This window comes from Streptomyces luteosporeus, from assembly GCF_039532865.1.
GTDB classification, from domain to species: Bacteria; Actinomycetota; Actinomycetes; order Streptomycetales; family Streptomycetaceae; genus Streptomyces; species Streptomyces luteosporeus.
Window position 1 is genome coordinate 86246 of record NZ_BAAASL010000001.1, and the last position, 24863, is coordinate 111108.

The following is a 24863-nucleotide window of genomic DNA, read 5'->3' on the forward strand; positions in this document are numbered from 1 at the left end:
CAGCCCGCACGCCCGGGCACGCGGCCACCGGTGGATCCCTGCGGGATCACCGGTGGCCGAGCTCGTGCAGCAGGTAGCCGGCGCGTACCCGGGTGCGGGCGCCCAGGCGGTTCATGATCTCGGTGATGTGCCGCTGGCAGGTCCGCACCGACATGCCCATGCGGCGGGCGATGGCCTTGTCGTCCTCCCCGGCGATCAGCAGCCGGACGATGTCGGACTTCACGGCGTCGGAGGCGGCGACGGCCGGGCCGCGGCCCAGCTTCGCCGGGAAGGGCGTGGCCTGCGGCCACAGCCGTTCGAAGGTGCCGGTCATGAAGTCGACGGTGCTCGGGTCCCGGACGAGCACCGCGCCGCGCGGGTCGTCGCGCAGCGGGACGACGGCGGTGCTGCGGTCGACGACCAGGACCGGTTCGATCCGGTCGCCCACGGTGCGCACCTCGGCGCCCAGGGCGGTCACCCGCTCGACGCGGGCGACCACCGGCAGGCTGAACTGCGCGGTGTGCTGGCAGATGACCCGAAGCCGCACGCCGCGCGCGAGCGCCGCCTCGACGCGCTCGGGGCACTCCCACGGCACGTCCTCCTGCCGCGCCCCGCCCGGCCGGGCGACGAGGATCTCCCGGGCCGCCCGGTCGATCAGGTGCTCGATGCGGCCGCGGACGTCCGCCGGGCCGGTGATGATCTCCGTGCTCTCCCCGCGCAGCCGGTGCACGATCCCGTCGTGGTACAGCTCGGAGAGGGCCGAGAGCTCGCCGCGCACCTGCGCCAGCGCCTCCTGCAGTGCGGCGACCTTCCGTGCGGCGGGCTCCAGGACGTGCAGCTCGGCGCTGTCCGGGGAGATGGCGGTCAGCCGGGTGGGCTCGCCCTCCGCCCATCGCAGCAGGCGCAGCCGCAGCAGGACCCGGACGGATTCCGCGACGGCGTCCTCCGGGCGGCCGGTCAAGTGCACCAGCTCGCCCAGCGAGACGCTCGTGGTGCGCGTGGTGTGCTCGTAGATCTCCACGGCGCCCGGGTCCAGGGGCGCGAGCGCCGCGAGCTGCTGAAGGTCCATCCTGGGCAGCATCACGTCGATGTCCTGCGGGTTGGTCGTCACCCCTGTCCCTCCTGCCGTGTCCTCTGGCCGGCGGGCTACCAGCGCCTGGTCTCGCCGATGAAGTCCGGGATCTCGACGGCGGTCCCCCGGCGGCGGGCCTCGTGCAGGACGTGGTGGCCGACGGCGAGGTCGAGGATGCCCAGACCGAACGGCGAGAAGACGGTGGGCTTGTCGGGGTCGAGGGTGACGTTCCCCTGGAGCAGCGCGCCGAGGGTGCCGGTGATGAAGTCGCGGCCACCGGTGAGCTGTTCGGCCAGGTGGGGCGAGGTCTGCGCCTTGAGGCAGTGCTCGACGTCGTCGACGACGTTGTTGCTGCGCAGCAGCAGTTCGGGGGCCAGGTCGCGCAGGGAGACGTTCAGCAGGACCTGCCCGGGCCGCAGCGCGGTGTCCGCGGGCACGTAGGGCGTCGCCGCGGTGGTGGCGAAGACCACCAGGTCGCGGGCGAGGACCTCGTCGAGCGTGCCGGCGGTGGCGGGTGCGCCCATGCGGGCCGTCGCGTGGGCGGTCAGGTGGCCGGCGCTGGTGGGGTCCAGGTCGTGCACCAGCACGTCCGCGACCTTCACGCCGCGGGCGTGGAGGTAGTCGACGATGGTGCGGGCGATGACGCCGGCGCCCACGACACCGAGCCGTACGGGCCCGGTCGTGGTGAGCAGTTCGGCCGCGGCGACGGCGGCGGAGGCGGCGGTGCGCACCGCGCTGATGCCCGCCGCCTCCAGGCAGGCGACCGGGTAGCCGGTGGCGTAGTCGTTGATCAGCAGCGTCGCCGAGGCGCGCGGCAGCCCCTGCAGGGTGTTGTCGGGGAAGCTGGCGATCCACTTCATGCCGATGGCGTCCACGTCGCCGCCGAGGTACGAGGGCAGGGCGATGACGCGGGCGTTGGGCTTGTCCGGGAAGCGCAGGAAGTAGCTGTCGGGGTTCACCGAGAGCCCTTGTTCGTGGGCGACGTAGGTGTCGGCGACGATGCGCAGGACGTCCTGGTGGGCGTCGGCGAGGATTGCGGAGACGGCTGCGCCGGGCACGACGGAGAAGTCGGACATGGGGCTCATTTCCTTGTCGGATGCTGCTTTATCGGCTGCTGGTGGCGGTGGGGCCGAGACCGGCCAGTTCGGGGATGCCCGTGTAGCGCTCGGCGACCCAGGCGTCGGAGTAGACGGTGTCGATGTACTTGTCGCCCATGTCCGGGGAGATGACGGCCACCCGGGAGCCGGGGGCCAGCGTGGGCGCGAGCTGCTGCACGGCGGCGAGCACGGTTCCGGTGGAGCCGCCCACCAGCAGGCCGTACGTCTCGGCGACGCGCCGGCACATCGCCACCGTGTCGGGCTCCGCGACGAGCAGCTTCTCGAAGCCGCCGCCGTCGGTGAACAGCTCGGGCCGCCGGCTGGTGCCGAGGCCGGGGATGAAGCGGGGCGCGGCGGGGCCGCCGAAGGTGACCGAGCCGACGGCGTCCACGGCGACGACCCGGGTGCCGGGGCTGTGCTCGGCGAAGTACTCGACGCAACCCATCAGCGTGCCCGTGGTGCCGGCCCCGACGAACAGCGCGTCCACCGTGCCCAGCCCCTTGTGGACGGAGGCGGCGGTCCGGTCGCGGTGGGCGCGTACGCCGGCGGGGTTGGCGTACTGGTTGAGCCAGACGAGCGTGGGGTCCTCGGCGAGGCGGCGGTGGATGTAGGTGATCCGGGTGTTCAGGAAGCCGCCCTGCGCGTCCCGGGTGGTCACCTCGACCACCTCGGTGCTCAGGCTGCGCATGACGCGCAGCGAGTGGCGGGAGGCGTTCGGGTCCGTCACCACCGTCAGCGGGTAGCCCTTGGCCGCGCACACCACGGACAGGGCGACGCCGAGGTTGCCCGACGAGGACTCGATGACGGGGGAGCCGGGGCGCAGGGTGCCGTCCCGTTCCATCGACTCGACGAGGGCGACGGCGGTCTTGAGCTTCACGGAGCCGGCGGGGTTGAGCCCCTCCAGTTTCAGGAACACCTCCCCGGCGGACAGGAAGCCGGGCAGCCGGAGGAACACGTCGTCGAGGACGACGTCGGAGGCCTTCTCGTAGATCACTGCGACGGCCCCTCTCCGGTGCCGGGGCCTCCGGCACCGAGGCGTTCGGTGAGCACGGCCGCGATCGCGCCGAGGGGTTCGGGAGCGAGCATCTCCAGGTGCCGGCAGTCGACGACGTGCTCCTCGATGCGGCCGGTCACGTACGGCTTCCACGATGCGGCCAGGGAGGACGCCTGCGGTGCGTCGCGCCCCGCGGCGAAGAACAGCACGTCCCCGTCGTAGGGCTCCGCGGGCGGCTCCAGGCCGATGCGGGCCTCGTTGCGGAAGGTGTCGTACACCGCCCGGAGCGTGTCCTCCTCCAGGCCGCCGAGCGGCCCGGCCGCCGGGCCCGCCGCATCGAGGGCCCGCCGCAGCCCGGCGAGCGTCGGCGGACCCTCCCCGAGCGCCCCGCGGTCGAGGTCCGCCTCGTGCACCAGGTGGGAGACGAACTCCTCCTCGCCGGGCACCCGCACGTCCGTGGCGGACGGCTCGGAGTCCAGGATCGCCAGCAGGGCGACCTCGTGGCCGAGCCCCCGCAGCCGCACCGCCACCTCGTGGGCGATGCGCCCGCCCCACGACCAGCCCAGCAGGTGGAAGGGGCCCTCCGCCTGGACGGTGAGGATCTGCGCCACGTAGTCCGCGGCCATCTCCCCGGTCGTGGCGGGCGCGCGACGGGGCCGGGTGAGGGCGCGTGCCTGCAGGCCGTACACGGGCCGTTCGGGCTCCAGCAGCCCCACCAGCCGGGCGTACGGCCAGGCCAGGCCGCTGGCCGGGTGGACGCAGAACAGCGGGGGCCGCACGCCGGTGCGGCGCAGCGGCAGCAGGACGCCCAGGCCCGCCGCGCGGTCCTCGGTGCCCAGCCGGGCGGCCAGGGCGGCGACCGTCGGGGCCTCGAAGAGCAGCCGCACCGGCAGCCGCACCCCCAGCTCCGTACGGACCCGGGTCGCCACTCGGGTGGCCAGCAGCGAGTGGCCGCCGAGCTGGAAGAAGTCGTCGTCGACGCCGACGGACGGCACGCCGAGCACGTCGGCGAAGACGCCGCACAGCACCTTCTCCCGCTCCGTGGCGGGCGGGCGTCCCGCGCCCGCGGCCGGCAGCTGCGGCTCCGGCAGCTGCTGGCGGTCGACCTTGCCGTTGTCGCTCAGCGGCAGGGCGGCCAGGGGCACCAGCACCGAGGGCACCATGGCCGGGGTGAGGACGCCGGTGAGCAGCGCCGCCACCTCGTCCGCCACGGCGTCGCCGGTGTAGTAGCCGACCAAGCGATTGTGCCCGGCGGCGTCCACACGGACGACCACGACGGCGTCCCGGACGCCGTCCACCGCGCGCAGGGCCGTCTCCACCTCGGCGAGCTCGATGCGCTGACCGCGGATCTTGACCTGGTGGTCGTTGCGGCCGAGGAACTCCAGCTGCCCGTCCGGCCGGTACCGCGCCTGGTCCCCGGTCCGGTACAGCCGCGCGCCGGGCCGCTGCGAGAACGGGTCCGGCACGAACGCGTCCGCCGTCTTCGCGGCGTCCCCGAGGTAGCCGTAGCCGACGCCGGTGCCGCCCACGTACAGCTCGCCGACGGCGCCCAGCGGGACCGGCCGCATCGCCTCGTCCAGCACGTACAGCCGCGTGTTGCGGATGACGCGACCGATCGGCACGCGCTGCCCGGCCCCGGGCGCGGTCCGCGGGGTCAGCCACGCGTGCGTGACGTCGTCCGAACACTCCGTCGGACCATAGGCGTTGACCAGCGGGACGTGCGGGTAGCGGGCGAACCAGCGGGCGCACAGGTCGGGCGGCAGCGCCTCGCCGGTGACCATCAGCCAGCGCAGCGCGGGCAGTTCCGGCGCGTCCCCGGTGACGTCCCAGCTGTCGAGGGCGGTGCGCAGCAGCGAGGGCACCACCTCGACGCCGGTGAGCCGCTCGGTGGCGACCATGCCGAACAGCAGGTCCGGGTCGGCCGCCAGGTCGTCGCCGGCGACGCGGGTGCGCCCGCCGGCGACGAAGGCGGCCAGCATCTGCCACACCGAGATGTCGAAGCTCAGGGGCGCGTTCTGCAGCACGCTGTCGTCGGCGGTCAGGCCGAGGTCCTCCACCTTGGCGAGCAGGTGGTTGACCATGCCGCGGCGGTGCACCATCGCGCCCTTGGGGCGGCCGGTGGTCCCGGAGGTGAACAGGACGTACGCCAGGTCGTCCGGTTGCCCGACGGGCGCGGCCAGCGCGTCCAAGGGATCGCACTCCTCGCCGAGCGAGAGCACCGCCACCGTGCCGGTGCCCGCCGCGGCGGCGAGCTCCCCGGCCCGTTCGGCCTGCGCGGGGTCGGCGAGGACGACGCGCGCGCCGCTGCGGGCGAGCATGCCGGCGTTGCGGGCGACGGGGCCGGTGGGGTCCAGCGGGAGGTACGCGGCGCCCGCGCCGAGGATGCCGAGCAGGGCGACGGGCACGGCCACCGAGCGGGCCGCGCACACGGCCACCACGGTGCCCGGCCCGGCCCCGGCGGCGGTCAGCCGGCGGGAGAGCGCGGAGGCCCGGCCCGCCAGGGTGGCGTAGTCGAGCTCCGTGCGGCCGTCGAGGAGCGCGGTCGCCCGCGGCCGCTCGGCGGCGATCCGCTGGACGTGGGCGACCAGGTCGTCGAGGCCGGTGTCGCGCTCGCTGCGGTTGAACTCCGTGAGCAGCAGGGTGCGTTCGGCCTCGCCGAGGACGTCCAGCCGGCTCACCGGCAGGGAGGGGTCCGCCGCGACCTGCCGCAGCACCCCTAGCAGGCGCTCGACGAGAGCGCGCGCGGTCGCCGGGTCGAACAGCTCGGTGCTGTAGTCGAGCCGGCCGGCCACCCCGGCCGGGCCCGAGGCGTCCGTGCGGGCGGTGAGTTCGAAGGACAGGTCGAAGGGGACGGCGGTGGCGCCGACGGGCAGCACCGCGGCGGCAAGCCCGGGGAAGGCGAGCTCTTCGGCAGCGTTCTCCATGACGCCCAGCTCGACCTGGAACAGCGGGTTGCGGCCGGGCACGCGGGGCGGGCCCAGCACCTCCACCAGCCGCTCGAACGGCACGTCCTGGTGGGCGTACGCCGCGAGGTCGCCCTCGCGCACCCGCTCCAGCAGGTCGGCGAAGGCCGGGTCGCCGGAGACGTCGGTGCGCAGCACCAGCGAGTTCACGAAGAAGCCGACCAGGTCGTCCAACGCCTCGTCGGCGCGCCCGGCGACCGGGGCCCCGATCGGCACGTCGGACCCGGCGCCGAGCCGGTACAGCAGGGCCGCCAGCGCGGCCTGGACCACCATGAACAGGCTGGCCCGCCGCTCGGCGGCCAGCGCGCCCAGGGCGGCGTGCAGCTCGGCGTCCACCGTGAACAGCTCGACGCCGCCCCGGTGGGTGCCGGCCGCCGGGCGCGGCCGGTCGGCCGGCAGGGCCAGCTCCTCGGGCAGACCGGCCAGGGCCGAGCGCCAATAGTCCACCTGCCGGGCCATCAGGCTGCCGGGCGTCTCCTCGGAACCGGTCGTCTCCAGCTGCCAGGCGGCGTAGTCGGCGTACTGCACGGGCAGCGGCTCCCAGCCGGGTGCCGTGCCGCGCAGGCGCGCCGCGTAGGCCCGGGACAGGTCCCGGCCCAGCGGGCCCATCGACCAGCCGTCCGCGGCGATGTGATGCACCACGAGCAGCAGGACGTGCGCCTGCTCGGCGAGCGCGAACAGCGTCGCGCGCAGCGGAGGGTCGACCTGCAGCCGGAACGGCCGGGAGACCTCCGCCAGCAGCGCCTCGTCCAGGCCCGCCTCGTTGGCCTCGCGCACCACGAGGGCGGGCGCGGCCTCTTCGGCGGGCAGCACGTGCTGGTACGGCTCGCCGTCGCGCTCCGGGTAGACGGTGCGCAGCACCTCGTGCCGCTCCACGACGTCGGCGAGGGCGCGTTCGAGGGCGGCGCGGTCCAGCTCCCCGTCCAGCCGCACGGCCAGCGGGATCTTGTAGGGCGAGTGCTCGGGGTCCATCGTGTCGAGGAACCACAGCCTGCGCTGCCCGGACGAGGCCGGCGCAGCAGCGCCGCGCGGCCGCGGCCGCAGCGGCGGGCGGGCGGCCGGGGCGCCGCCCAGGCGGCCGGCGAGGCCGGCGACGGTGGGCGCCTCGAAGACGGTGCGGACCGGGAGTTCGACCTCCAGGACGGTGCGCACCCGGGAGGCCAGGCGCATGGCCAGCAGCGAGTTGCCGCCGAGGTCGAAGAAGCTGTCGTCGATGCCGATCCGCTCGCCGCCGAGCGTCTCGGCGAAGAGCCCGCACAGGGTCTTCTCCAGCTCGGTGCGCGGCGCCCGGCCGGATGCCTGCCCGCCCAGCTCGGGTGCCGGCAGACCGGCGCGGTCCAGCTTGCCGTTCGGGGTCAGCGGGAGCTCGTTCAGCAGGACGACGGCGACCGGCACCATGTAGTCCGGCAGGCGCTGCGCCGCGTGGGCGCGCAGCTCCGCGGCGAGGGCGCCGGTGCCGGGGTCCGCCGCCGGGACCGCGTAGGCGACCAGCTGCTTGCCGCCGCCCGCGGTGTCGCGGGCGACGACGGCGGTCTGCGCCACGGCGGGGTGCTGCCGCAGCACCGCCTCGATTTCGCCGAGCTCCACCCGGAAGCCGCGGATCTTGACCTGCTCGTCGGCGCGGCCGACGTACTCGATCTCCCCGTTGGGCAGCCAGCGGGCCAGGTCGCCGGTGCGGTACATCCGCTCGCCCGCGGCGAACGGGCAGGGCAGGAACCGGTCGGCGGTCAGCCCCGGCCGGCCCAGGTAGCCCCGGGACACGCCGGCGCCCGCGATGTACAGCTCGCCGACGACCCCCACCGGGACGGGCGCCAGGCCCGCGTCCAGCACGTACGCCCGGCCGTTGCGCACCGGCCGGCCGATGTTCTGCCCGCTGGTGCCGCGCAGGCGCTGCGGGCTCGTCGCGTCGGCGGTGCACTCGGTCGGGCCGTAGCAGTTGTACGTCTCCATGTCGGGCACTGCGCCGGTCTCGGCCAGCAGCGCCTCGCCGATGGCCTCGCCGCCCATGACGAGCACCGCGGGCCGGCGGCCCTCCAGCAGCCCGGCCAGCAGCAGTTGCTCGGCGAAGGAGGGGGTGACGTCCACGACGTCGATGCGGTGCTCGTCGACGAAGCGCACGAACGCCGCCGGGTCGTACCGGCACTCCTCGTCGACCAGGTGCAGCTCGTGCCCGTCCAGCATCCACAGCATCCCGGCCACCGATGCGTCGAAGGAGATCGACGAGGCCAGCGCCATGCGCAGCCGCTCGGCGCCGGCCCCCCGGGCGGCGGGCCCGAAGTAGGCGGCGCGGTGGTTGTGGAAGAGGTTGACGGCGTTGCGGTGCTCGACCACCACGCCCTTGGGGACGCCGGTCGAGCCGGAGGTGTAGATGACGTAGGCGGCGTGCGCCGGGTCGAGCGGGGCGGCCCGCTCGGCGTCGGTGAGGTTCGTCCCCGGGTGGGCGGCGGCCGCCTGCGCGACCTGCGGGTCGTCCAGGAGGAGCAGTTCGGTGCCCTCCGGCAGGGCCGCGGCGTGCTCGGCGGAGGTGACGACCAGCACGGGCGCCGCGTCGGTCACCAGGTGGGCGATGCGGGACGCGGGGTAGTCCGGGTCGACGGGCACGTACGCGGCGCCGGCCTTCTGGATCGCCAGGACGGCGGCCATCATGCCGGGGGAGTGCCGCAGCGAGAGGCCGACCAGCCGCTCGGGGCCCGCGCCGCGGGCGACCAGCACCCGGGCCAGCCGGTTGGCCCGCTCGTTGAGCTCGGCGAAGGTCAGCGCCTCGCCGGCGAACACGGTGGCCACGGCGTCAGGTGTGCGGGCCGCCTGCTCCTCGAACAGCTCCGGCAGCGTGGTGGCGGGCACCGGGTGCGCGGTGTCGTTCCACTCCACCAGGACGCGGTGCCGCTCGGCCGGGCCCAGCAGGTCGACGGAGGACAGCGGGCGGGCGGGGTCCTCGGCGAACGCCCCGAGCAGCCGCACCAGCCAGTCCAGGACGCGTTCGGCGCTCTGCGCGTCGAACGCGTCGGTGCGGTACTCCAGCCGCAGCCGCAGGTCGGCGCCGGGGAGCACGGTCAGGCTGAGCGGGTAGTGGGTGGCGTCGATGTCGTACGCGTCGACGATCCGCACGTCCCCGCTCGCGTCCCGGGCCCGCTCGGGGTAGTTCTGGAACACCATCAGGGTGTCGAACAGGGGGCCGCATCCGACGAGTTGCTGGATCTCGGTCAGGCCGAGGTTGTGGTGCGGCAGCAGGTCCGCCTGCTCGTCCTGCAGGCCGCGCAGCAGCTCGGCCAGCGGGGCGGTGGGATCGACGCGCAGGTGGGCCGGCAGGGTGTTGATCAGCAGGCCGATGATCCGGTCGACGCCTTCGACCGCCTCCGGGCGGCTGGAGACGGTGACGCCGAAGAGCACGTCGTCGCGGCCGGTGAGGCGGGAGAGCACCGTCCCCCACGCGCCCTGGACGACGGTGTTCAGGGTGAGCCTGCTGCCGCGCGCCCGGGCGGTCAGCGCCGCCGTCACCTCCTCGCCCAGGCCCCTCTCCAGGGTGCGGGGCGGTGTGGTCTGCGGTCCGGTCGCCGCGGGGGCGACCAGGGTGGGGCCCTCCACGCCCGCGAGCGAGCGCCGCCAGGCGTCGCGCGCGACGTCGCGGTCCTGGGCGGCCAGCCAGCGCAGGTAGTTCTCGTACGGCACGACCGGGGGCAGGCCTGCGGCGTCCCCCTGCTGCCGGTAGAGGGTGAGCAGCTCGTCGAGCAGCGGCGGGATGGACCAGCCGTCCAGCAGGATGTGGTGGTGGGTCATCACCAGGCGCCAGCGCGTGGCGGCGCGCCGGATGAGCGTGAACCGCAGCAGCGGCGGCCTGGCCAGGTCGAAGGGGACCGCCCGGTCCTCGGCCATGAGCCGGTCGAGCTCGGCCTCGCGTGCGTCCTCCGGCAGCCCGGACAGGTCGAACTCGCGTAACGGCACGTCCACCGTGGGCGGGATCAGCTGCACCGGAGTGCCCTGCTTCTTCGCCGTACGGAAGCACGCGCGCAGGTTGGCGTGGCGCTCCGTCAGGGCGCGGACGGCGCCTTCCAGGACCGGCGTCTCGACGTGTCCCTCGAGCTCGACCACCATCTGCGGCACGTAGACACCGGCACCGGCGGCCTGCTGGTCGAACAGGGAGAGGAACAGCATCCCCTCCTGCAGCGGGGCCAGCGGCAGGATGGCCGGCTTCCGGCTGTCAGAGCTCATCTGTCCATTCCCCTGTGAGATCGTCGATGTCGTCCTGGCTCAGCTCCAGCAGCGGCGCGCCACCGGTGGCGCCGTCCCCGGTCGCACCGGCCGGCTCCGGCTCCGGCGCCGGTGCGAGGAGCCCGGCCAGCGCCTCGGCCCGCTGGTGGGTGAACACGTCCTTGGGGGAGAGCACCCAGCCCGCCTCGCGGACCTTCGCCGCGAGCCGGATGGCCAGCACGCTGTCGCCGCCCAGGTCGAAGAACGCGTCGTCGGGGCCGACCCGGTCCAGCCCCAGGACCTCGGCGAACAGGCCGCACAACAGCTCCTCGCCGGGGGTGCGCGGCGCCCGCGCGGAGACGGTGGCGGACAGGTCGGGCGCGGGCAGGGCGGCGCGGTCCAGCTTCCCGTTGCGGTTCAGGGGGAACGCGTCCAGGACGACGACCGCGCTGGGCACGAGGTGGTCGGGCAGCGTCCCGGCCAGGTGGCGGCGCAGCGCGGCGGGTTCCGGTGCGGCCCCCTCCCGGGGGACGACGTACGCGACCAGGCGCTTGCCGCCCGGCTGGTCCTCGCGGGCGACGACCACGCTGCCGGCGACGCCGGGGTGGGCGCCGAGCGCGGCCTCGACCTCGCCGGGCTCGATGCGGAAGCCGCGGATCTTGACCTGCTCGTCGATCCGGCCCCGGAACTCGAGGTTCCCGTCCGCCTGCCACACGGCGAGGTCGCCCGTGCGGTACATCCGTTCGCCGGGCGCCCCGAAGGGGCAGGGCACGAACCGCTCGGCCGTCAGCCCGGGTTGGCGCAGGTAGCCCCGGGCCAGTCCGGCGCCGGCGAGGAACAGCTCGCCCTCCCGGCCGACCGGCACCGGCTGCAGGTCCTCGTCGAGCACGTACGCCCGCATGTTCACCACGGGCCGGCCGATCGGCGGGACGGCGGTGCCCTCGGTGACCTCCGTGGCCACCGCGTCCACGGTGGCCTCGGTGGGGCCGTAGGCGTTGAACATCCGCCGCCCGGGGGCCCATTGGTCCACGAGCTTGCCGGAGCACACGTCACCGGCGGTGGCGATGGTCCGCAAGCTGGGGTACGCGGCGGGCGGCAGGGCGGCGAGCACCTGGGGCGGGATGGTCACGTGGGTGGCGCCGGAGCGGTCGATCAGGGCGCCCAGCTCCTCCCCGGACAGGCAGTGCCCCGGGCGGACGACGAGGGCCGAGCCGGAGGCCAGCGCCATCAGCATGTCGCCGACCGAGCAGTCGAAGCTGAACGAGGCGAACTGCAGCACGCCGTCGCCCTCGGTGATCCCGAAGCGCTCGATGTGGTCGACCGCCAGGCTCGCCAGACCGGCGTGCGTCACCACCACGCCCTTGGGCCGGCCCGTCGAACCGGAGGTGTGGATGACGTACGCCGCGTGGTCCGCGTCGAGCGGGGCGAGCCGTTCGGCGTCGGTCAGGTCGCCGGCGCCCTGCGCGGCGATCAGCGCGGCGACGTCCGGGTCGTCGAGGACGATCCGCCCGGGACCCTCCGGCAGCCCGTCCGCCACGGCGGCGGTGGTCAGGACGAGGTGGGGCGCCGCGGACGCCAGCAGCGCGGCGATACGGGCCGGCGGGTACTCCGGGTCGACCGGCACCCAGGCCGCACCGGCCTTCGCCACCGCCAGGTTGGCGACGAGCGTCCCCGCGGAGCGGGGCGTCGCCACGGCCACCAGGTGCTCGGGCCCGGCGCCGCGGGCCACCAGGAACCGCGCCAGCCGGTTGGCGCGCTCGTTGAGCTCCCGGTAGGTCAGGGCCGTGCGGTCGTGCACGACGGCCGTACGGTCGGGGACGCGCCGGACCTGCGTTTCGAACAGCTCCGGAAGGGTCGTGCGCAGCCCCTCGCGGGCGGTGTCGTTCCATTCCGCCCGGACGGCCGCGGGCTCGGTGGCGGACATCGTGTTCACGTGTGCGATTCCCCCGCTGTGGTGTGGTCCCCCGGCGCTCGGCGCCGGATCGTCAGCGCGCGCCGGCGCACCATTCCAGGACGGCCATCGCCGCGTACATCTTGTTCTCGGACTGGTCGAAGGCCAGGCTCTTCGGACCGTCCAGCACCTCGGCGGTGACGTCCTCGCCCCGGTGGGCGGGCAGGTCGTGCAGGAACACGGCGTCGGGGCTCGCGTCCCACAGCGCGGTGGTCACCTGGAACGGCGCGAAGACCGCGCGCCAGTTCGGGTCCGCCTTGCTGGTGCCCGTCGTCTGCCACCGGGTCGTGTAGATCACGTCGAAGCCGGCCGGCGCGGTGTCCATGGAGTGCAGTTCGCTCACCTGCGCCCCGCTGGCCGCCGCGTTCGCCAGCGCCTGCCGCAGCGTCGCGGGCGCCAGGCCGTAGCCGGGCGGCGTCCGCAGCTCCAGCCGGACGCCCTTGAAGCGGCTGAGCGTCAGCGCCAGGGCGGCGGCGGTGTTGTTGCCCTCGCCCACGTAACAGACCCGCAGGCCCTCCAGGGCGCCGAAGCGGCACAGCAGGGTGGTCAGGTCGGCGATGGCCTGGGTCGGGTGCTCGTCTGCGGTCATCGCGTTGATCACCGCCATCCGCGACTGCGCGGCGAACGCCCGCAGGTCGGCCGGGTCGCCCGCGCTGCGCACCACGAGCAGGTCCAGCATCCGGGAGAGCACCTCGGCGGTGTCCTCCAGGGTCTCCCCGCTGTTGGTCTGCAGGTCGTCGGGGCCGTAGGAGATGAGCTTCGCGCCGAGCCGGAGGGCCGCGGCGGAGAAGGACGTACGGGTGCGGGTCGACGTCTTCAGGAAGAGGACGCCGGCGACCAGCCCGGAGAGCTGGTCCCCCGAACGGACGGAGCCACGGGAGAACGCGGCACCCCGCTCGACGAGGGAGCGCAGATCGGAGTCGGTCAGGTCCCTCGTGGAGATCAGATGACGCACGGCGGGGCTGCTCACAATGTCCTTTCACGACAGGACGCCGGAAGGCGGCGCTCCCGTCACTCGTGTCGCTGTCGACTCCGCGGCCGTGCGCAGGCCAGGGCCCGGGGCGCACGCTGCGGGGTCGGGCGGTGCGGGGTCGGGCGGTGTTTGATCAGGCGGTGTTTGATCAGACGGTGCGGGGTCGGGCGGTGCCGTACGGGGCAGTGCCGCATCAAGAGGTGGACGCCGCGGTGCGGCGGCGCAGGCTCGCCGGGCGCATGTCGGTCCACACGGTGTCGATGTGGGCCAGGCACTCCTGCTTGGGGCCCTCGAAGCCCTCGGCCCGCCAGCCCGCCGGAAGGTCGCCGTCCGCGGGCCAGACGGAGTACTGCTCCTCGTCGTTGATCACCACGCGAAAACGCCGGTCGTCGTTCATGGGGCTCCCCCGAGCGGAAGGCGGGCGGTCCCGGAGCGGGGGCCCGCTGGATCTCGTCGTGCGATGACCGGCGAACGCCGGTGCAGGACTTGCTCGTTGTGCTGAGGAAACGGGGTGTGGCGCGGCACGGAACGCCGGACGTGCCGCCACTGTGGCCGGGCCGGCGTCGCTGCCGCCGCGCCAGGTTGCCACGCTGTTACACGGCCTCGATATGACGCGGATCACACGTCGATCGGGTGTGTCGCGCTTGAGTGCGACTCGATGGCCGGAATCCGCTGCATCTACCGGGTATTTCTCCGCCGGAGTGCTGCTCTCCGGCCAACTCCCTTGCGTGCAAAGGAATTCGGGAGAACGGCCGGAACGAAACGCCGGTCCCGCGGGGGCCGTCCGGTCAGCGGTTCTCCGCCGCCGGCCGGAAAGGGCAGGTCCACCCCGGTTCGGCCGTGCGCCCCGAGTACTGCCGGGCCTCCGACGACAGGCCGAACTCGTCCAGATTCGGATTGACCGACTGCTGCAGGCGCATCTCCCGCTGGCGGATGCGGCGCTGGAGGCCGCTGTATACACCGTTCTGCTTCAACCGCTCGAACTGGTGGTGCGAGTTGAAGGCCAGGGCGGTGAGCGGGGAGCGGCGCGTGATCCGCGAGGCCCGGTCGTGCATGCCGACGACGAAGAAGGGGTGTCCGGCGACGCTGAAGGCGAAGCGCGGGGACTCCGGGTCGGGGTCCGCGTCCGGGGCCCACGCGTACCGCTGCCGGTCGATCGCGTGGAGATCCGACAGCTGTTGCCACAGGGTGGCCTCGAACTGCTCCTCGGAGAGCCCGGCCGGCCCGTCGAAGACGGCAATGAAGGTGGCGAAGTTCTCGTCCGTACCGAGCTGTTCAGTAACGTAGTCCTCAAGTGCCCCGTGCAGCACGGCAGTCGTCTCCGTCGTACCCATGGGGCCGAGTGCCGCGTAGGTGATCAAGTCCCTGCGCAGGGCGGCCTTTCCCGCCAGGCAGCTGAACCGGTCACTGCGTAACCAGTCGCCGATCCGCGCGCGGATCTCGTCCTCTCGTTGACCGAGGTGCTCGGACACGCCAGTCTCCCCCTGTGGTCATGACGGTGTATGCCGCCATGGTGTGCGCGTATCGCCATGCGACCGGCTGCATGCATTCCTCGGGATGTGCCGCGACGAGATCGGTCGAGTGAGCAAAGCCCGCCAAGTGGTGTATATGTGGCGTCGGTTCGCCCAACTGCCGTACAGAGGGAATCGCATGAAACTTCTCGTCGCGCCGGACGCCCGCGACCTGGGCCTGCACCACTCCCGCGCCTGGCGGCTGACCGCCAGCGCCCCGCTGCTCGGCGGCGAGGGGCTCACCGCCGAGCAGGTGGCCGCCGCGTACGACGCACAGGCCCCGCTGCCCGAGGGATACCGCAAGCTCCTCGCGGGCCTCGGCCACCCCGAGGTCGTCCCGGCCGGCGAACGCCTGCAGACCCTGGTCGCCACGCGCGGCTGGCGCTCCCACGGCGCCGTCGTCGACGCGGTGAGCGTGGCGACGCTGCGGCACGGCGCCGGAATCGGCCTGCACCGGCTGCTGCCCGAGGACGGCGGCCGCGACCTCGTCGTCACCCGCGCCACCGGCGCCGAACGGATCGTGCCGGCCTTCTCCTCCCGCTCCAAGCCCGTCCCGGCGGGCGACCTGATCTACGGCGTGCCGGGCGCCGGCGGGCACCTGGAGCCCTTCGCCTGGCTGGGCCGCCGCGACTGCGACTCCGCCGAACGCCAGGTCGGCGAGGGCGACCACGAGGCGCTCCTCGTCGTCCTCGGCTGCCCCGGCGAGGACGCGGAGCACACGGAGGAGATCGGCGCGACGGTCGCCGGGGTCCTCGCCTCGGTGCGGCCCGACATCACCGTTACGGTCTTGCCGCACGCGGCCGGTTAGGCGGCGCCCCGTCAGGGGCGCGGGGAACTGCGCGACAAGCCACGACGCGCCCGCAGGTGAGGTGCTGTGCCCGGGCCCGGGGCGGCGTGTTCGACTGCGGGCCGTCGGTGGCCGATCGCGCAGTTCCCCGCGCCCCTACGGGGCGCGTCCGTACCGCGCCTTGTGCGGCTCCGTGGGCTGTGCCTATCTTTCTGTCCGTCATACAGGGCCGCGGAGAGGCCTGCCGATCAGCCTTTGCGACCTCCGGCCGGGTGTGGGCCGGGTGGCCGCCGACGTCGTCGGCGGAGGGTGACGGGCGGGGTCGACGAGCGATCCCCCTCCCCGGGTCCCGGACCGGCCGTACGCGCGCGTGAGCCCGTCGGCGTCGTCCGGCGTACCCCAGCCCACCCCCGGACACCTCGCCGTGCGCGCGCCCGACCGGCGCACCGCCGAGCACCCGCGCCCGCGCGGCCCGAAGGAGCATCGTGTTAAAGGACCTGATCCCGCCCCCCGGCCCGCCGCGCGGCCTGGCCCTGGCCCAGCTGGTGTGCCGCATGGGGGACGGGGCCTACAACATCTGTGCGGCGCTGTTCTTCACCCGGATCGTCGGGCTGTCCCCGTTCCAGATGAGCCTCGGCCTGACCATCGGCTGGTCGGCGGCGCTCGTGCTGAGCGTGCCGCTGGGACACCTGGCCGACCGCATGGGCCCCCGGGGCACGGCGGTGGTGCTGTTCGTGTGCTCGGCCCTGTCCGTCGCCTCCTTCACCTTCATCACCTCCTTCGTGCCGTTCGTCATCGCCTCCTGCGCGTACGCGGTGAGCCAGCGCGGCGGCTCGGCGGCCGAACAGGCCCTGCTCGCGGGGCTGGTGCCCAAGGAGCAGGTCACGCGCGTACGGGCGTACGTCCAGTCCAGCTTCAACGCGGGCATGACGATCGGCGCGGGCCTCGGCGGCCTCGTGCTGCTCTTCGACCGGCGCGGGGCGTACTACGCGGCGTTCGTGCTGAACGCCCTTGCCTTCCTCGTCGCCGCGTTCGTCCTCAGCAGGCTGCCGGCCGTGCCGCCCGTGCCCGTGGCCCCCCGGGCCGGTGCCGGGGCGACGGCGAAGCCGGGCGGCACCTCGGTCTTCCGGGACGGCCCGTACGTCCTCATCAGCGTGCTGAACACCGTCCTGCTGCTGTACGTCCCGCTGGTCAGCGTCGCCCTGCCGCTGTGGATCAGCGAGCACACCTCGGCCCCGGTGTCCCTGCTGTCCGTGATGCTGATGCTCAACACCGTGGTGGTGGCCCTCTTCCAGGTCCGGGTCTCGGACGGCGTCAAGGACCTCGCCTCCGCCGCGCGCTACCTGCTGCTCGGCAGCGTCCTGCTGGGCGCGGCGTGCCTGGCGTTCGCCTTCTCCGCCGCCGGGGACTCCGCCTGGGCGGCGGGCCTGCTGCTCGTCCTCGCGGCCGGGCTGATGGTCGCGGGCGAGATGATGCAGGCCGCCGGGGAGTGGGAGGTCAGCTTCGGTCTCGCCCCGAAGGGCAAGACCGGCCAGTACCAGGCGTTCTTCGGCAACGGCATCACCGTCGCCGAGATGCTCGGCCCGCTGGCCCTGACGGGCCTCATCGTCTACTGGGGCGCTCCCGGCTGGATCTTCCTGGGCGTGCTGTTCGTCGTGACGTCGGCCGCGATGGCGCCCGTCATCCGCTGGGGCGGCCGGCGGCGCGCCGAGCTCGACCGGCTGGAAGCGGGCCCCGAGCCGGCCGAGCCGACCGAGCCGGCTGCCGCCGACCGGGTGTGACTTCCCGGCGGACGCAGTGGGGCCCCCGCCTTGTCGGGCGGGGGCCCTTTGCGCTGGGTGTGAGTGACGTACGGAGCGAGAGACCTTCAGACGTCTCTCAGCTGCAGCTGCCGCCGCACTGGCAGGAGCCGCCGTTCTGGCAGCCGCACGAGCACCCGGGTCCACACTGACAGCCGCTCATTCGGAATCCTCCTCGAAGGGTGTCTGCCTTCCCCCTCAGTCAACGGCGGCCCACTGCGACCGTCAATGCCCATCACGTACGTACGTGCGGGCACCGGGGGCGCGAAGGAGCATGACGGAGCACGCGCGGCGCCGGCGCGCGCCGCGCGGGAGGGTCACGACGCTTCGAGGGTGCCCTGCTGGCCGACCGGCTGGGTGAGCTCGTCGGCGTGCTCACCGGTCACCAGGTACACCACGCGCTTGGCCACCGAGACCGCGTGGTCCGCGAAGCGCTCGTAGTAGCGGCCCAGCAGGGTGACGTCGACCGCCGTCTCGATGCCGTGCCGCCAGCGGTCGTCCATCAGGTGCTGGAAGAGCGCGCGGTGCAGCAGGTCCATCGCGTCGTCGTCGTGCTCCAGCTGCAGCGCGAGGTCCACGTCCTTGGTGATGATCACCTCGCCCGCCTTGGCCATCAGCCGCTGCGCGAGCTGGCCCATCTCCAGGATCGTCGCGTGCAGGTCACGCGGGACCGCCGACTCCGGGAAGCGCAGCCGGGCCAGCTTGGCCACGTGCTGGGCCAGGTCGCCCGAGCGCTCCAGGTCCGCGCTCATGCGCAGCGACGTGACGACGATCCGCAGGTCGGTGGCCACCGGCTGCTGGCGGGCCAGCAGGGCGATCGCCCGGGCCTCCAGGTCCCGCTGCAGGTCGTCGACCTTGGCGTCCGCCGCGATGACGGACTCCGCCAGCTTCAGGTCCGCGTCGAGGATCGCCGTGGTGGCGCGCCCGATCGCGGAGCCCACCAGCCGGGCCATCTCGACCAGGCCCTCGCCGATCGAATCCAGCTCCTCGTGGTACGCGTCCCGCATCTGTCGACCTTCTCTCGCTCGTGTACTGCCGTGACCGCCGGGAACCGCATCCGGTGCCCCTCGGACGGCCAACGCTCCCCACGGTCCGGCCGCAACGCGACGGCTGCCGTCCCCCGGAGTGAACCACTTCTGACCTGAAGGTGAACTCTCGGCAACGTGTGTTCGAGACGCCCCCCATTCGGCTGTGGGAGGGACCTTTCGGCCGCATAACCTGGAGACATGAACCTGGACGCGGCCGTCGCCGCAGCGGCAGCGATCGCCGGAGTGTGCACCGGTGTCATCGCCATGCTGGCGTTCCGCTGGAGCGAGCGCGACCAGGCCAGGCCCACCCGCACCTCCCTGCACACGGACGCCGTCCTGCCGCCCGGCGTGGACACCGTCCTGTCCGTCCTGCGCTCCTCCGCCGTCGTCCTCGACGAGGCCGACACCGTGGTCAAGGCCAGCTCCGCCGCCTACGCCCTCGGGCTGGTGCGCGGCGGCAAGCTCGCCGTCGAGCCGATGCTGCAGATGGCCCGCGACACGCGCCGGGACGGCGAGATACGCCAGGTCGAGCTCGACCTGCCGCGCCGCGGCACCGGCCGCGGCGACGCGCTGGCGGTCTCCGCGCGCGTCGCCCCGCTCGGCTCCCGGCTCGTCCTGCTCCTCGTCGAGGACCTCACCGAGGCCCGGCGCATCGAGGCCGTCCGCCGCGACTTCGTCGCCAACGTCAGCCACGAGCTCAAGACCCCGGTCGGCGCGCTGTCGCTGCTGTCGGAGGCCGTCATGGACGCGAGCGACGACCCCGAGGCCGTCACCCGCTTCGCCGGCCGCATGCAGATCGAGGCCACCCGCCTGACCAACCTCGTCCAGGAGCTCATCGACCTCTCCCGGGTCCAGAACGACGACCCCCTGGAGGACGCCGAGCCCGTACGCGTCGACGAACTCGTCGCCGAGGCCATCGACCGCTGCCGCCACCAGGCCGGCACCAAGCAGATCACCATGGCCACCGGGGGCGCCGCCGGCCTGTACGTCTGGGGCAACCGCGGCCAGCTCGCGGCCGCCCTGGGAAACCTTGTCGAGAACGCCGTCAACTACAGCCCCGCCCGCACCCGCGTCGGCATCGCCGCCCGCAAGGTGGCCGCCCCCGGCGGCGACCTGATCGAGATCGCTGTCACCGACCAGGGCATCGGCATCTCCGAGAAGGACCGCGAACGCGTCTTCGAGCGCTTCTACCGCGTCGACCCCGCCCGCTCCCGTGCCACCGGCGGCACGGGCCTGGGCCTGTCGATCGTCAAGCACGTCGTCGCCTCCCACGGCGGCGAGGTGACCGTCTGGAGCGCCGAGGGCCAGGGCTCCACGTTCACCCTGCGCCTGCCGGAGGCCGGTGCGAGCCGCGACCGCGACCGCGAGCGGGCGGGCCAGGGCACCCGGGCCACGCGCGAGCGCAACCGCCCGCTCATCGGCCCCGACGCGGCGGACTTCGTCGACGACGCGCCCCACGATCCCCTGCCCGCGCCGGGGGCGCACCGGTGACCACCGGCGCCGCCTCCCCGTTCCATCCCACGCCGTCTGGGCCGAAGGCCCGACCGGAGGTCGAACTGTGACACGAGTGCTCGTCGTAGAGGACGAGGAATCCTTCAGCGACGCGTTGTCCTACATGCTCCGCAAGGAGGGCTTCGAGGTGGCCGTCGCGGCCACCGGGCCGGACGGGCTGGACGAGTTCGAGCGCAACGGCGCCGACCTCGTCCTGCTGGACCTGATGCTGCCGGGCCTGCCCGGCACCGAGGTCTGCCGGCAGCTGCGCAGTCGCTCGAACGTTCCCGTGATCATGGTGACGGCCAAGGACAGCGAGATCGACAAGGTCGTCGGCCTGGAAATAGGCGCGGACGACTACGTCACCAAGCCGTTCTCCTCGCGGGAGCTGGTCGCCCGCATCCGCGCCGTCCTGCGCCGCCGCGGAGAACCGGAGGAGGTCACCCCGGCCGCCCTGGAGGCGGGCCCCGTCCGCATGGACGTCGACCGGCACGTGGTGACCGTCGCGGGCGCCAAGGTCGACCTGCCCCTGAAGGAGTTCGACCTCCTGGAAATGCTGCTGCGCAACGCGGGCCGCGTCCTGACCCGCATGCAGCTGATCGACCGTGTGTGGGGAGCGGACTACGTGGGCGACACGAAGACGCTCGACGTCCACGTCAAGCGCCTCCGAGCCAAGATCGAGCCGGACCCGGGCGCTCCGCGCTACCTGGTGACGGTGCGGGGCCTGGGCTACAAGTTCGAGCCGTAGGCGGTGCGCCCCGTAGGGGCGCGGGGCAGTGTTGATCTGCGGCTGCCGCCGCGTGGGCGCGATCGGCCACCGACGGCCCGCAGCCGGACGCGTCGCCCCGGGGTCCGGGCCGCAGCACGGCTACCTCGACTGCGGGCGCGTCGTGGCTTGTCGCGCAGTTCCCCGCGCCCCTACGGGGCGCCGTGGTGCGATCGTGCAGCGCGCCCCGTCAGGGGCGCGGGGAACTGCGCGATCGGCCACTGACGGCCCGCAGTCGAACACGTCGCCCCGGGGTCCGGGCGCGGCGCGCGCCGTCGTACGAAACGGGCCGGGCCCGGAAGCTGGTCGCTTCCGGGCCCGGCCCTCGTGCGTCAGTGGCCCGCGTGCTGGGGCTGGGCGGACGCGCCGGGCTTGCCCGAGGGGCTCGCGGGGGCGGACGCGGTCGCCGGGGCGCCCGAGGGGGCCGCGGCCTCGCCGGAGGCGGACGGCTTGGACTGGGCGGGCGCCTGCTCGGGGCCCCACTCCTTGAAGTAGCTCGTCGCCGGGACGACGAACGCGGCGATCTTCACGTCACCGGTCGAGCTGAGGTTGAACGTCAGCGGCTGGCTCGCGCCGTCCTTGATGCCCTCGCGGCCCTTGGGCAGGACCGCGGAGGCGTTGCCCTTGCCGCCGAGCAGCACCGAGCCGCCGGCCGGGACGACGACGTCGCCGGAGCCCTTGGCGGACGTGAGCTTCACGGTCACGTCCTTGCCGGGCAGCTTGATGGAGCGCAGCGTCTGGTCCTTGCGGCCGTTGTTGAAGATCTGGCCGGTGATCACGGCGGGGCCCGTCGTGTCCTGGTTGGGCTGCGTGATGACGTTGATGTTCTGCAGCTTGATGTCGCCGACCGAGGTGGCGGCGTTGTCCGGCTTGACCTCCAGCGTCTGCGCGTCGTTGCCCGCCGCGCAGGCGGAGAGCGAGGCGATCGAGAGCACGAGGGCGGAAGCGGCGAGTGCGCCGCGTCGAAGGCTGCTGCTCACGGCGGCGGCATCTCCTTGGACGAGGTACGCGTACGGGGTACGCACGAGATAAGGGTTGTGTCAGCGGGGTTAGGTTACCGAGCCGTCCGACGGCCGCTGCACCCGACCCGCCCCCATGGTCAACTCGCGCCCCGGCCGGCAGCGCGACCGAATATCGGCGGTCGGCCGATCTCGCGACATGGGTGAAGGCGGGGATCACCGATGCGGGTGTTTATCGGCAATGAATGGGAGGCGTATGGGGAAGGAGTTCCGGAATTGATCAAGTTCGGTGTGATCAATTCCGGACGGGGGAGCGCAGAAGACCCGTGCGCCCCGAACGGAGTACGCGAAGTCCGCCGACCGGACCCCGGCAAAACGGGACGATCGGCTGCCCGCGGAGCCCGTCCGGCGGGCGTAACGTCCGCGTTTCGCCCCGCCCGCAGACGTGCTCCCACCTGCGAATACCTGCTTCCGGAAGGGCCCCGCAGCACGTCCCGGTCTCTGTTGTCAAGCCCCGAGATATGCCCTGACCTGCGGAAACGCCATTCAGAACGGGCGGGCCCCGTGTTAGACTGGATAGCCACGGAAGGGGTACCTGTCACATGACGTTCAAGGTTGGCGACACCGTGGTCTATCCCCATCACGGGGCCGCGCTGATCGAGGCCATCGAAACTCGCCAGATCAAAGGCGTGGACAAGACCTACTTGGTGCTGAAGGTCGCCCAGGGTGACCTGACGGTTCGAGTGCCGGCGGACAATGCAGAGTTCGTCGGCGTTCGCGATGTGGTCGGCCAGGACGGGCTCGACCGGGTCTTCGAGGTGCTGCGCGCGCCCTATGCGGAAGAGCCGACCAACTGGTCCCGGCGCTACAAGGCAAATCTCGAGAAGCTCGCGTCCGGCGACGTGATCAAGGTCGCCGAGGTCGTTCGCGACCTGTGGCGGCGCGAGCGTGAGCGCGGCCTGTCCGCGGGTGAGAAGCGCATGCTCGCCAAGGCCCGCCAGATCCTGGTGAGCGAGCTCGCCCTCGCGGAGAACACCAACGAGGACAAGGCCGAGGCCCTGCTCGACGAGGTCCTCGCCTCCTGACGCACAGGTGCCGGTGGCCTCGCCGCCGCCCGGACCGGATGTGAAGAAGTGCCGCGGTGCCCGCGCGACGACGTTCCGTCGTCCGCCGGGCGCTGCGGCATCTTCGGCTCCGGTCGCATCCGCATCCAGTGGAACCAGTGGCTCGAAGGCGTGCCGACCGGGCAGCAGACCCGGCCAGTCGTCACGGAAGGGGCCGGTCGGGGCATCGTGCCCGGCACTCCTCCCAGCTCTGCGAGCTGGGCGGTACCCCCAGGGCCATACCCAAATCGGCCGAGGAAGCAAACCTGAACGCCAACGCAATGTCCGAGCGACACTCCGCGCCCGTCCCCGCCGTGCCGGGGCGCACCGCCGCCGTCATTCCCGCGGCCGGCCGTGGCGTACGCCTGGGTCCCGGCGCGCCGAAGGCCCTGCGCGCCCTGAGCGGCACCCCGATGCTCGTGCACGCGGTGCGGGCGATGGCGGCCTCCCGGGCCGTCTCCCTCGTCGTCGTGGTCGCCCCGCCGGACGGGGCCGCCGAGGTCCGCAACCTCCTGGACGCCCATCCCCTCGCCGACCGCGACAGCACCCGTACGGACGTCGTGGTCGTGCCCGGCGGCGCCACCCGGCAGGAGTCCGTGCGGCTCGGCCTGGCCGCGCTGCCCGACGACGTCACCGCCGTCCTCGTTCACGATGCCGCCCGGCCGCTGGTGCCCGTCGACATCGTCGACGCGGTGGCCGCCGCCGTGCGGGAGGGGGCGCCGGCCGTGGTGCCGGCGCTGCCGCTGGCCGACACGGTCAAGCAGGTCGAGCCGCGTACGGGCGAGCGGGCCGGGGAGCCCGAGCCCGTGGTCGGCACGCCCGAGCGCGCGCTGCTGCGGGCCGTGCAGACGCCCCAGGGCTTCGCCCGGGCCGTGCTCGCCGAGGCCCACGAGAAGGTCGCCGTGGACGGCGAGGGCGCCACGGACGACGCCGGCATGGTCGAGCGCCTCGGCGTGCCGGTCGTGGTGGTGCCCGGGCACGAGGAGGCGTTCAAGGTGACGCGGCCGCTGGACCTGGTCCTGGCCGAGGCCGTGCTGGCGCGCAGGAGGGCGAACGATGGCTTCTGAGGCGACCCCGCTGCTGCCGCTGGTCGGCATCGGCACCGATGTGCACGCCTTCGAGGAGGGCCGCGAGCTGTGGTGCGCCGGCCTGCTGTGGGAGGGCGCGAGCCACGGGCTGGCCGGCCACTCCGACGGTGACGTGGCCGCGCACGCGGCCTGCGACGCGCTGTTCTCGGCGGCGGGCCTGGGCGACCTGGGCGCGCACTTCGGCACGGACCGGCCCGAGTGGTCGGGGGCGTCCGGGGTGACGCTGCTGGCCGAGGCGGCGCGGATCGTGCGGGAGGCCGGCTTCGGCATCGGCAACGTGGCCATCCAGGTGATCGGCGTCCGGCCGAAGATCGGCAAGCGGCGCGAGGAGGCGCAGAAGGCGCTGTCGGCGGCGGTCGGCGCGCCGGTGTCCGTCTCCGGCACGACGACGGACGGCCTCGGCCTGACCGGCCGGGCGGAAGGCCTGGCGGCCGTGGCGACGGCCCTCGTGTACCGCAGCGCCCCGTAGGGGGCGCCCCCCAGGGGCGCGGGGAACTGCGCGATCGGCCACGACGGCCCGCAGCCGAACGCGCCACCCCGGGGCCCGGGCACAGCACCTCGCCTGCGGGCGCGTCGTGGCTTGTCGCGCAGTTCCTCGCGCCCCTTACGGGCGCCCCGGTTTCGGGGAGGGGTGCTGCGGGGGAGGGATCCACGGACAAACCACCTCCACCGCACCGCCCCCCGGGAGGGCCGCCGTGTCCGCCGTACTGTCCGAGGACCTCAAGAAGTACATCGACGACAATCCCGCCTTCGTCACCCTCGCCACGATCCAGCCCGACGGCAGCCCGCAGCTGTCCGTCACCTGGATCAAGCGCGACGGCGACGATCTGCTGGTCTCCACCACCGTGGGGCGTCGCAAGGAGAAGAACCTGCGCCGCGACCCGCGGATCACGGTGCTGATCAACCCGCCGAACGCGCCGTACACGTACGCGGAGATCCGCGGCACCGTCGAGATCACGACCGAGGGCGGCGACGAGCTCATCAACGAGCTGGCGCGGAAGTACACCGGTAAGGATTACGCGGACTTCAACCCCGCGGCCAAGGACGACGCCCAGCGCGTCGTCGTGCGCATCACGCCGCGCAAGGTCGTGGGCTCGCTCTGAGCCGCGCCCGG

General features: G+C 73.7%; 18 protein-coding genes. 8 read left to right on the top strand and 10 right to left on the bottom strand.

Annotated features, from left to right (window positions below; translation table 11 throughout):
• Window positions 1-46 precede the first annotated feature (46 nt).
• From ABD361_RS00445 to gntA, 8 genes are all read right to left on the bottom strand, one after another.
• Entirely contained in the window at window positions 47-1090 is a 1044-nt protein-coding gene (locus tag ABD361_RS00445) for a LuxR C-terminal-related transcriptional regulator (RefSeq protein ID WP_344432538.1), read from the bottom strand.
• Window positions 1091-1125: 35 nt separating this feature from the next.
• Window positions 1126-2127, bottom strand: a complete 1002-nt coding sequence (gene sbnB / locus ABD361_RS00450; protein WP_344432539.1) for a 2,3-diaminopropionate biosynthesis protein SbnB — start codon at window positions 2125-2127, stop codon at window positions 1126-1128.
• A gap of 28 nt (window positions 2128-2155) precedes the next feature.
• Entirely contained in the window at window positions 2156-3142 is a 987-nt protein-coding gene (gene sbnA, locus ABD361_RS00455) for a 2,3-diaminopropionate biosynthesis protein SbnA (RefSeq protein ID WP_344432540.1), read from the bottom strand.
• On the bottom strand, window positions 3139-10314 hold the full coding sequence (locus ABD361_RS00460; RefSeq protein WP_344432541.1) for an amino acid adenylation domain-containing protein: 7176 nt from the start codon (window positions 10312-10314) through the stop codon (window positions 3139-3141). Before ABD361_RS00460 ends, sbnA begins: the two co-directional genes overlap by 4 nt.
• Window positions 10304-12217 (bottom strand): non-ribosomal peptide synthetase, encoded by a 1914-nt coding sequence (locus ABD361_RS00465; RefSeq protein ID WP_344432864.1) that lies wholly within the window; start codon window positions 12215-12217, stop codon window positions 10304-10306. The genes ABD361_RS00460 and ABD361_RS00465 overlap by 11 nt, the downstream gene beginning before the upstream one ends.
• Window positions 12218-12278: 61 nt before the next feature.
• The gene (locus ABD361_RS00470) at window positions 12279-13214 is read right to left on the bottom strand and encodes an ornithine carbamoyltransferase (RefSeq protein ID WP_425583099.1); all 936 of its coding nucleotides are present in this window, start codon (window positions 13212-13214) and stop codon (window positions 12279-12281) included.
• 196 nt (window positions 13215-13410) lie between these two features.
• Window positions 13411-13614 carry an MbtH family protein gene (locus ABD361_RS00475; protein ID WP_344432542.1) on the bottom strand — a complete coding sequence of 68 codons (204 nt, stop codon included), beginning with the start codon at window positions 13612-13614 and terminating at the stop codon, window positions 13411-13413.
• A 391-nt stretch (window positions 13615-14005) separates the two neighbouring features.
• Window positions 14006-14689, bottom strand: coding sequence for a guanitoxin biosynthesis heme-dependent pre-guanitoxin N-hydroxylase GntA (gene gntA / locus ABD361_RS00480; protein ID WP_344432543.1), 684 nt, complete (start codon window positions 14687-14689; stop codon window positions 14006-14008).
• Between the two features lie 178 nt (window positions 14690-14867).
• On the opposite strand from gntA, the gene ABD361_RS00485 reads away from it, so the two are divergent.
• The gene (locus ABD361_RS00485) at window positions 14868-15536 is read left to right on the top strand and encodes a hypothetical protein (RefSeq protein WP_344432544.1); all 669 of its coding nucleotides are present in this window, start codon (window positions 14868-14870) and stop codon (window positions 15534-15536) included.
• 464 nt (window positions 15537-16000) lie between these two features.
• Entirely contained in the window at window positions 16001-17296 is a 1296-nt protein-coding gene (locus ABD361_RS00490; protein ID WP_344432545.1) for an MFS transporter, read from the top strand.
• 335 nt (window positions 17297-17631) lie between these two features.
• On the opposite strand, the gene phoU is transcribed toward ABD361_RS00490, so the two are convergent.
• Window positions 17632-18321, bottom strand: coding sequence for a phosphate signaling complex protein PhoU (gene phoU, locus ABD361_RS00495; RefSeq protein WP_344432546.1), 690 nt, complete (start codon window positions 18319-18321; stop codon window positions 17632-17634).
• A 219-nt stretch (window positions 18322-18540) separates the two neighbouring features.
• On the opposite strand from phoU, the gene phoR reads away from it, so the two are divergent.
• Both phoR and phoP read left to right on the top strand, forming a co-directional pair.
• The gene (gene phoR, locus ABD361_RS00500) at window positions 18541-19833 is read left to right on the top strand and encodes a two-component system sensor histidine kinase PhoR (protein WP_344432547.1); all 1293 of its coding nucleotides are present in this window, start codon (window positions 18541-18543) and stop codon (window positions 19831-19833) included.
• 67 nt (window positions 19834-19900) lie between these two features.
• Window positions 19901-20581 carry a two-component system response regulator PhoP gene (gene phoP / locus ABD361_RS00505; RefSeq protein ID WP_344432548.1) on the top strand — a complete coding sequence of 227 codons (681 nt, stop codon included), beginning with the start codon at window positions 19901-19903 and terminating at the stop codon, window positions 20579-20581.
• A gap of 350 nt (window positions 20582-20931) precedes the next feature.
• Here the strand turns inward: phoP and ABD361_RS00510 are convergent, their stop codons facing one another.
• The gene (locus ABD361_RS00510) at window positions 20932-21579 is read right to left on the bottom strand and encodes a copper chaperone PCu(A)C domain-containing protein (protein ID WP_344432549.1); all 648 of its coding nucleotides are present in this window, start codon (window positions 21577-21579) and stop codon (window positions 20932-20934) included.
• A gap of 581 nt (window positions 21580-22160) precedes the next feature.
• On the opposite strand from ABD361_RS00510, the gene ABD361_RS00515 reads away from it, so the two are divergent.
• The 4 genes from ABD361_RS00515 (at window position 22161) to ABD361_RS00530 (ending at window position 24852) form a co-directional block, all read left to right on the top strand.
• Window positions 22161-22643, top strand: a complete 483-nt coding sequence (locus tag ABD361_RS00515; protein ID WP_003953493.1) for a CarD family transcriptional regulator — start codon at window positions 22161-22163, stop codon at window positions 22641-22643.
• A gap of 299 nt (window positions 22644-22942) precedes the next feature.
• Entirely contained in the window at window positions 22943-23728 is a 786-nt protein-coding gene (ispD, locus tag ABD361_RS00520; protein ID WP_344432550.1) for a 2-C-methyl-D-erythritol 4-phosphate cytidylyltransferase, read from the top strand.
• A complete protein-coding gene (gene ispF / locus ABD361_RS00525; RefSeq protein ID WP_344432551.1) occupies window positions 23718-24218 on the top strand; it encodes a 2-C-methyl-D-erythritol 2,4-cyclodiphosphate synthase in 501 nt (166 codons plus the stop codon). The genes ispD and ispF overlap by 11 nt, the downstream gene beginning before the upstream one ends.
• 226 nt (window positions 24219-24444) lie before the next feature.
• A complete protein-coding gene (locus ABD361_RS00530; RefSeq protein ID WP_344432552.1) occupies window positions 24445-24852 on the top strand; it encodes a PPOX class F420-dependent oxidoreductase in 408 nt (135 codons plus the stop codon).
• Window positions 24853-24863 lie beyond the last annotated feature (11 nt).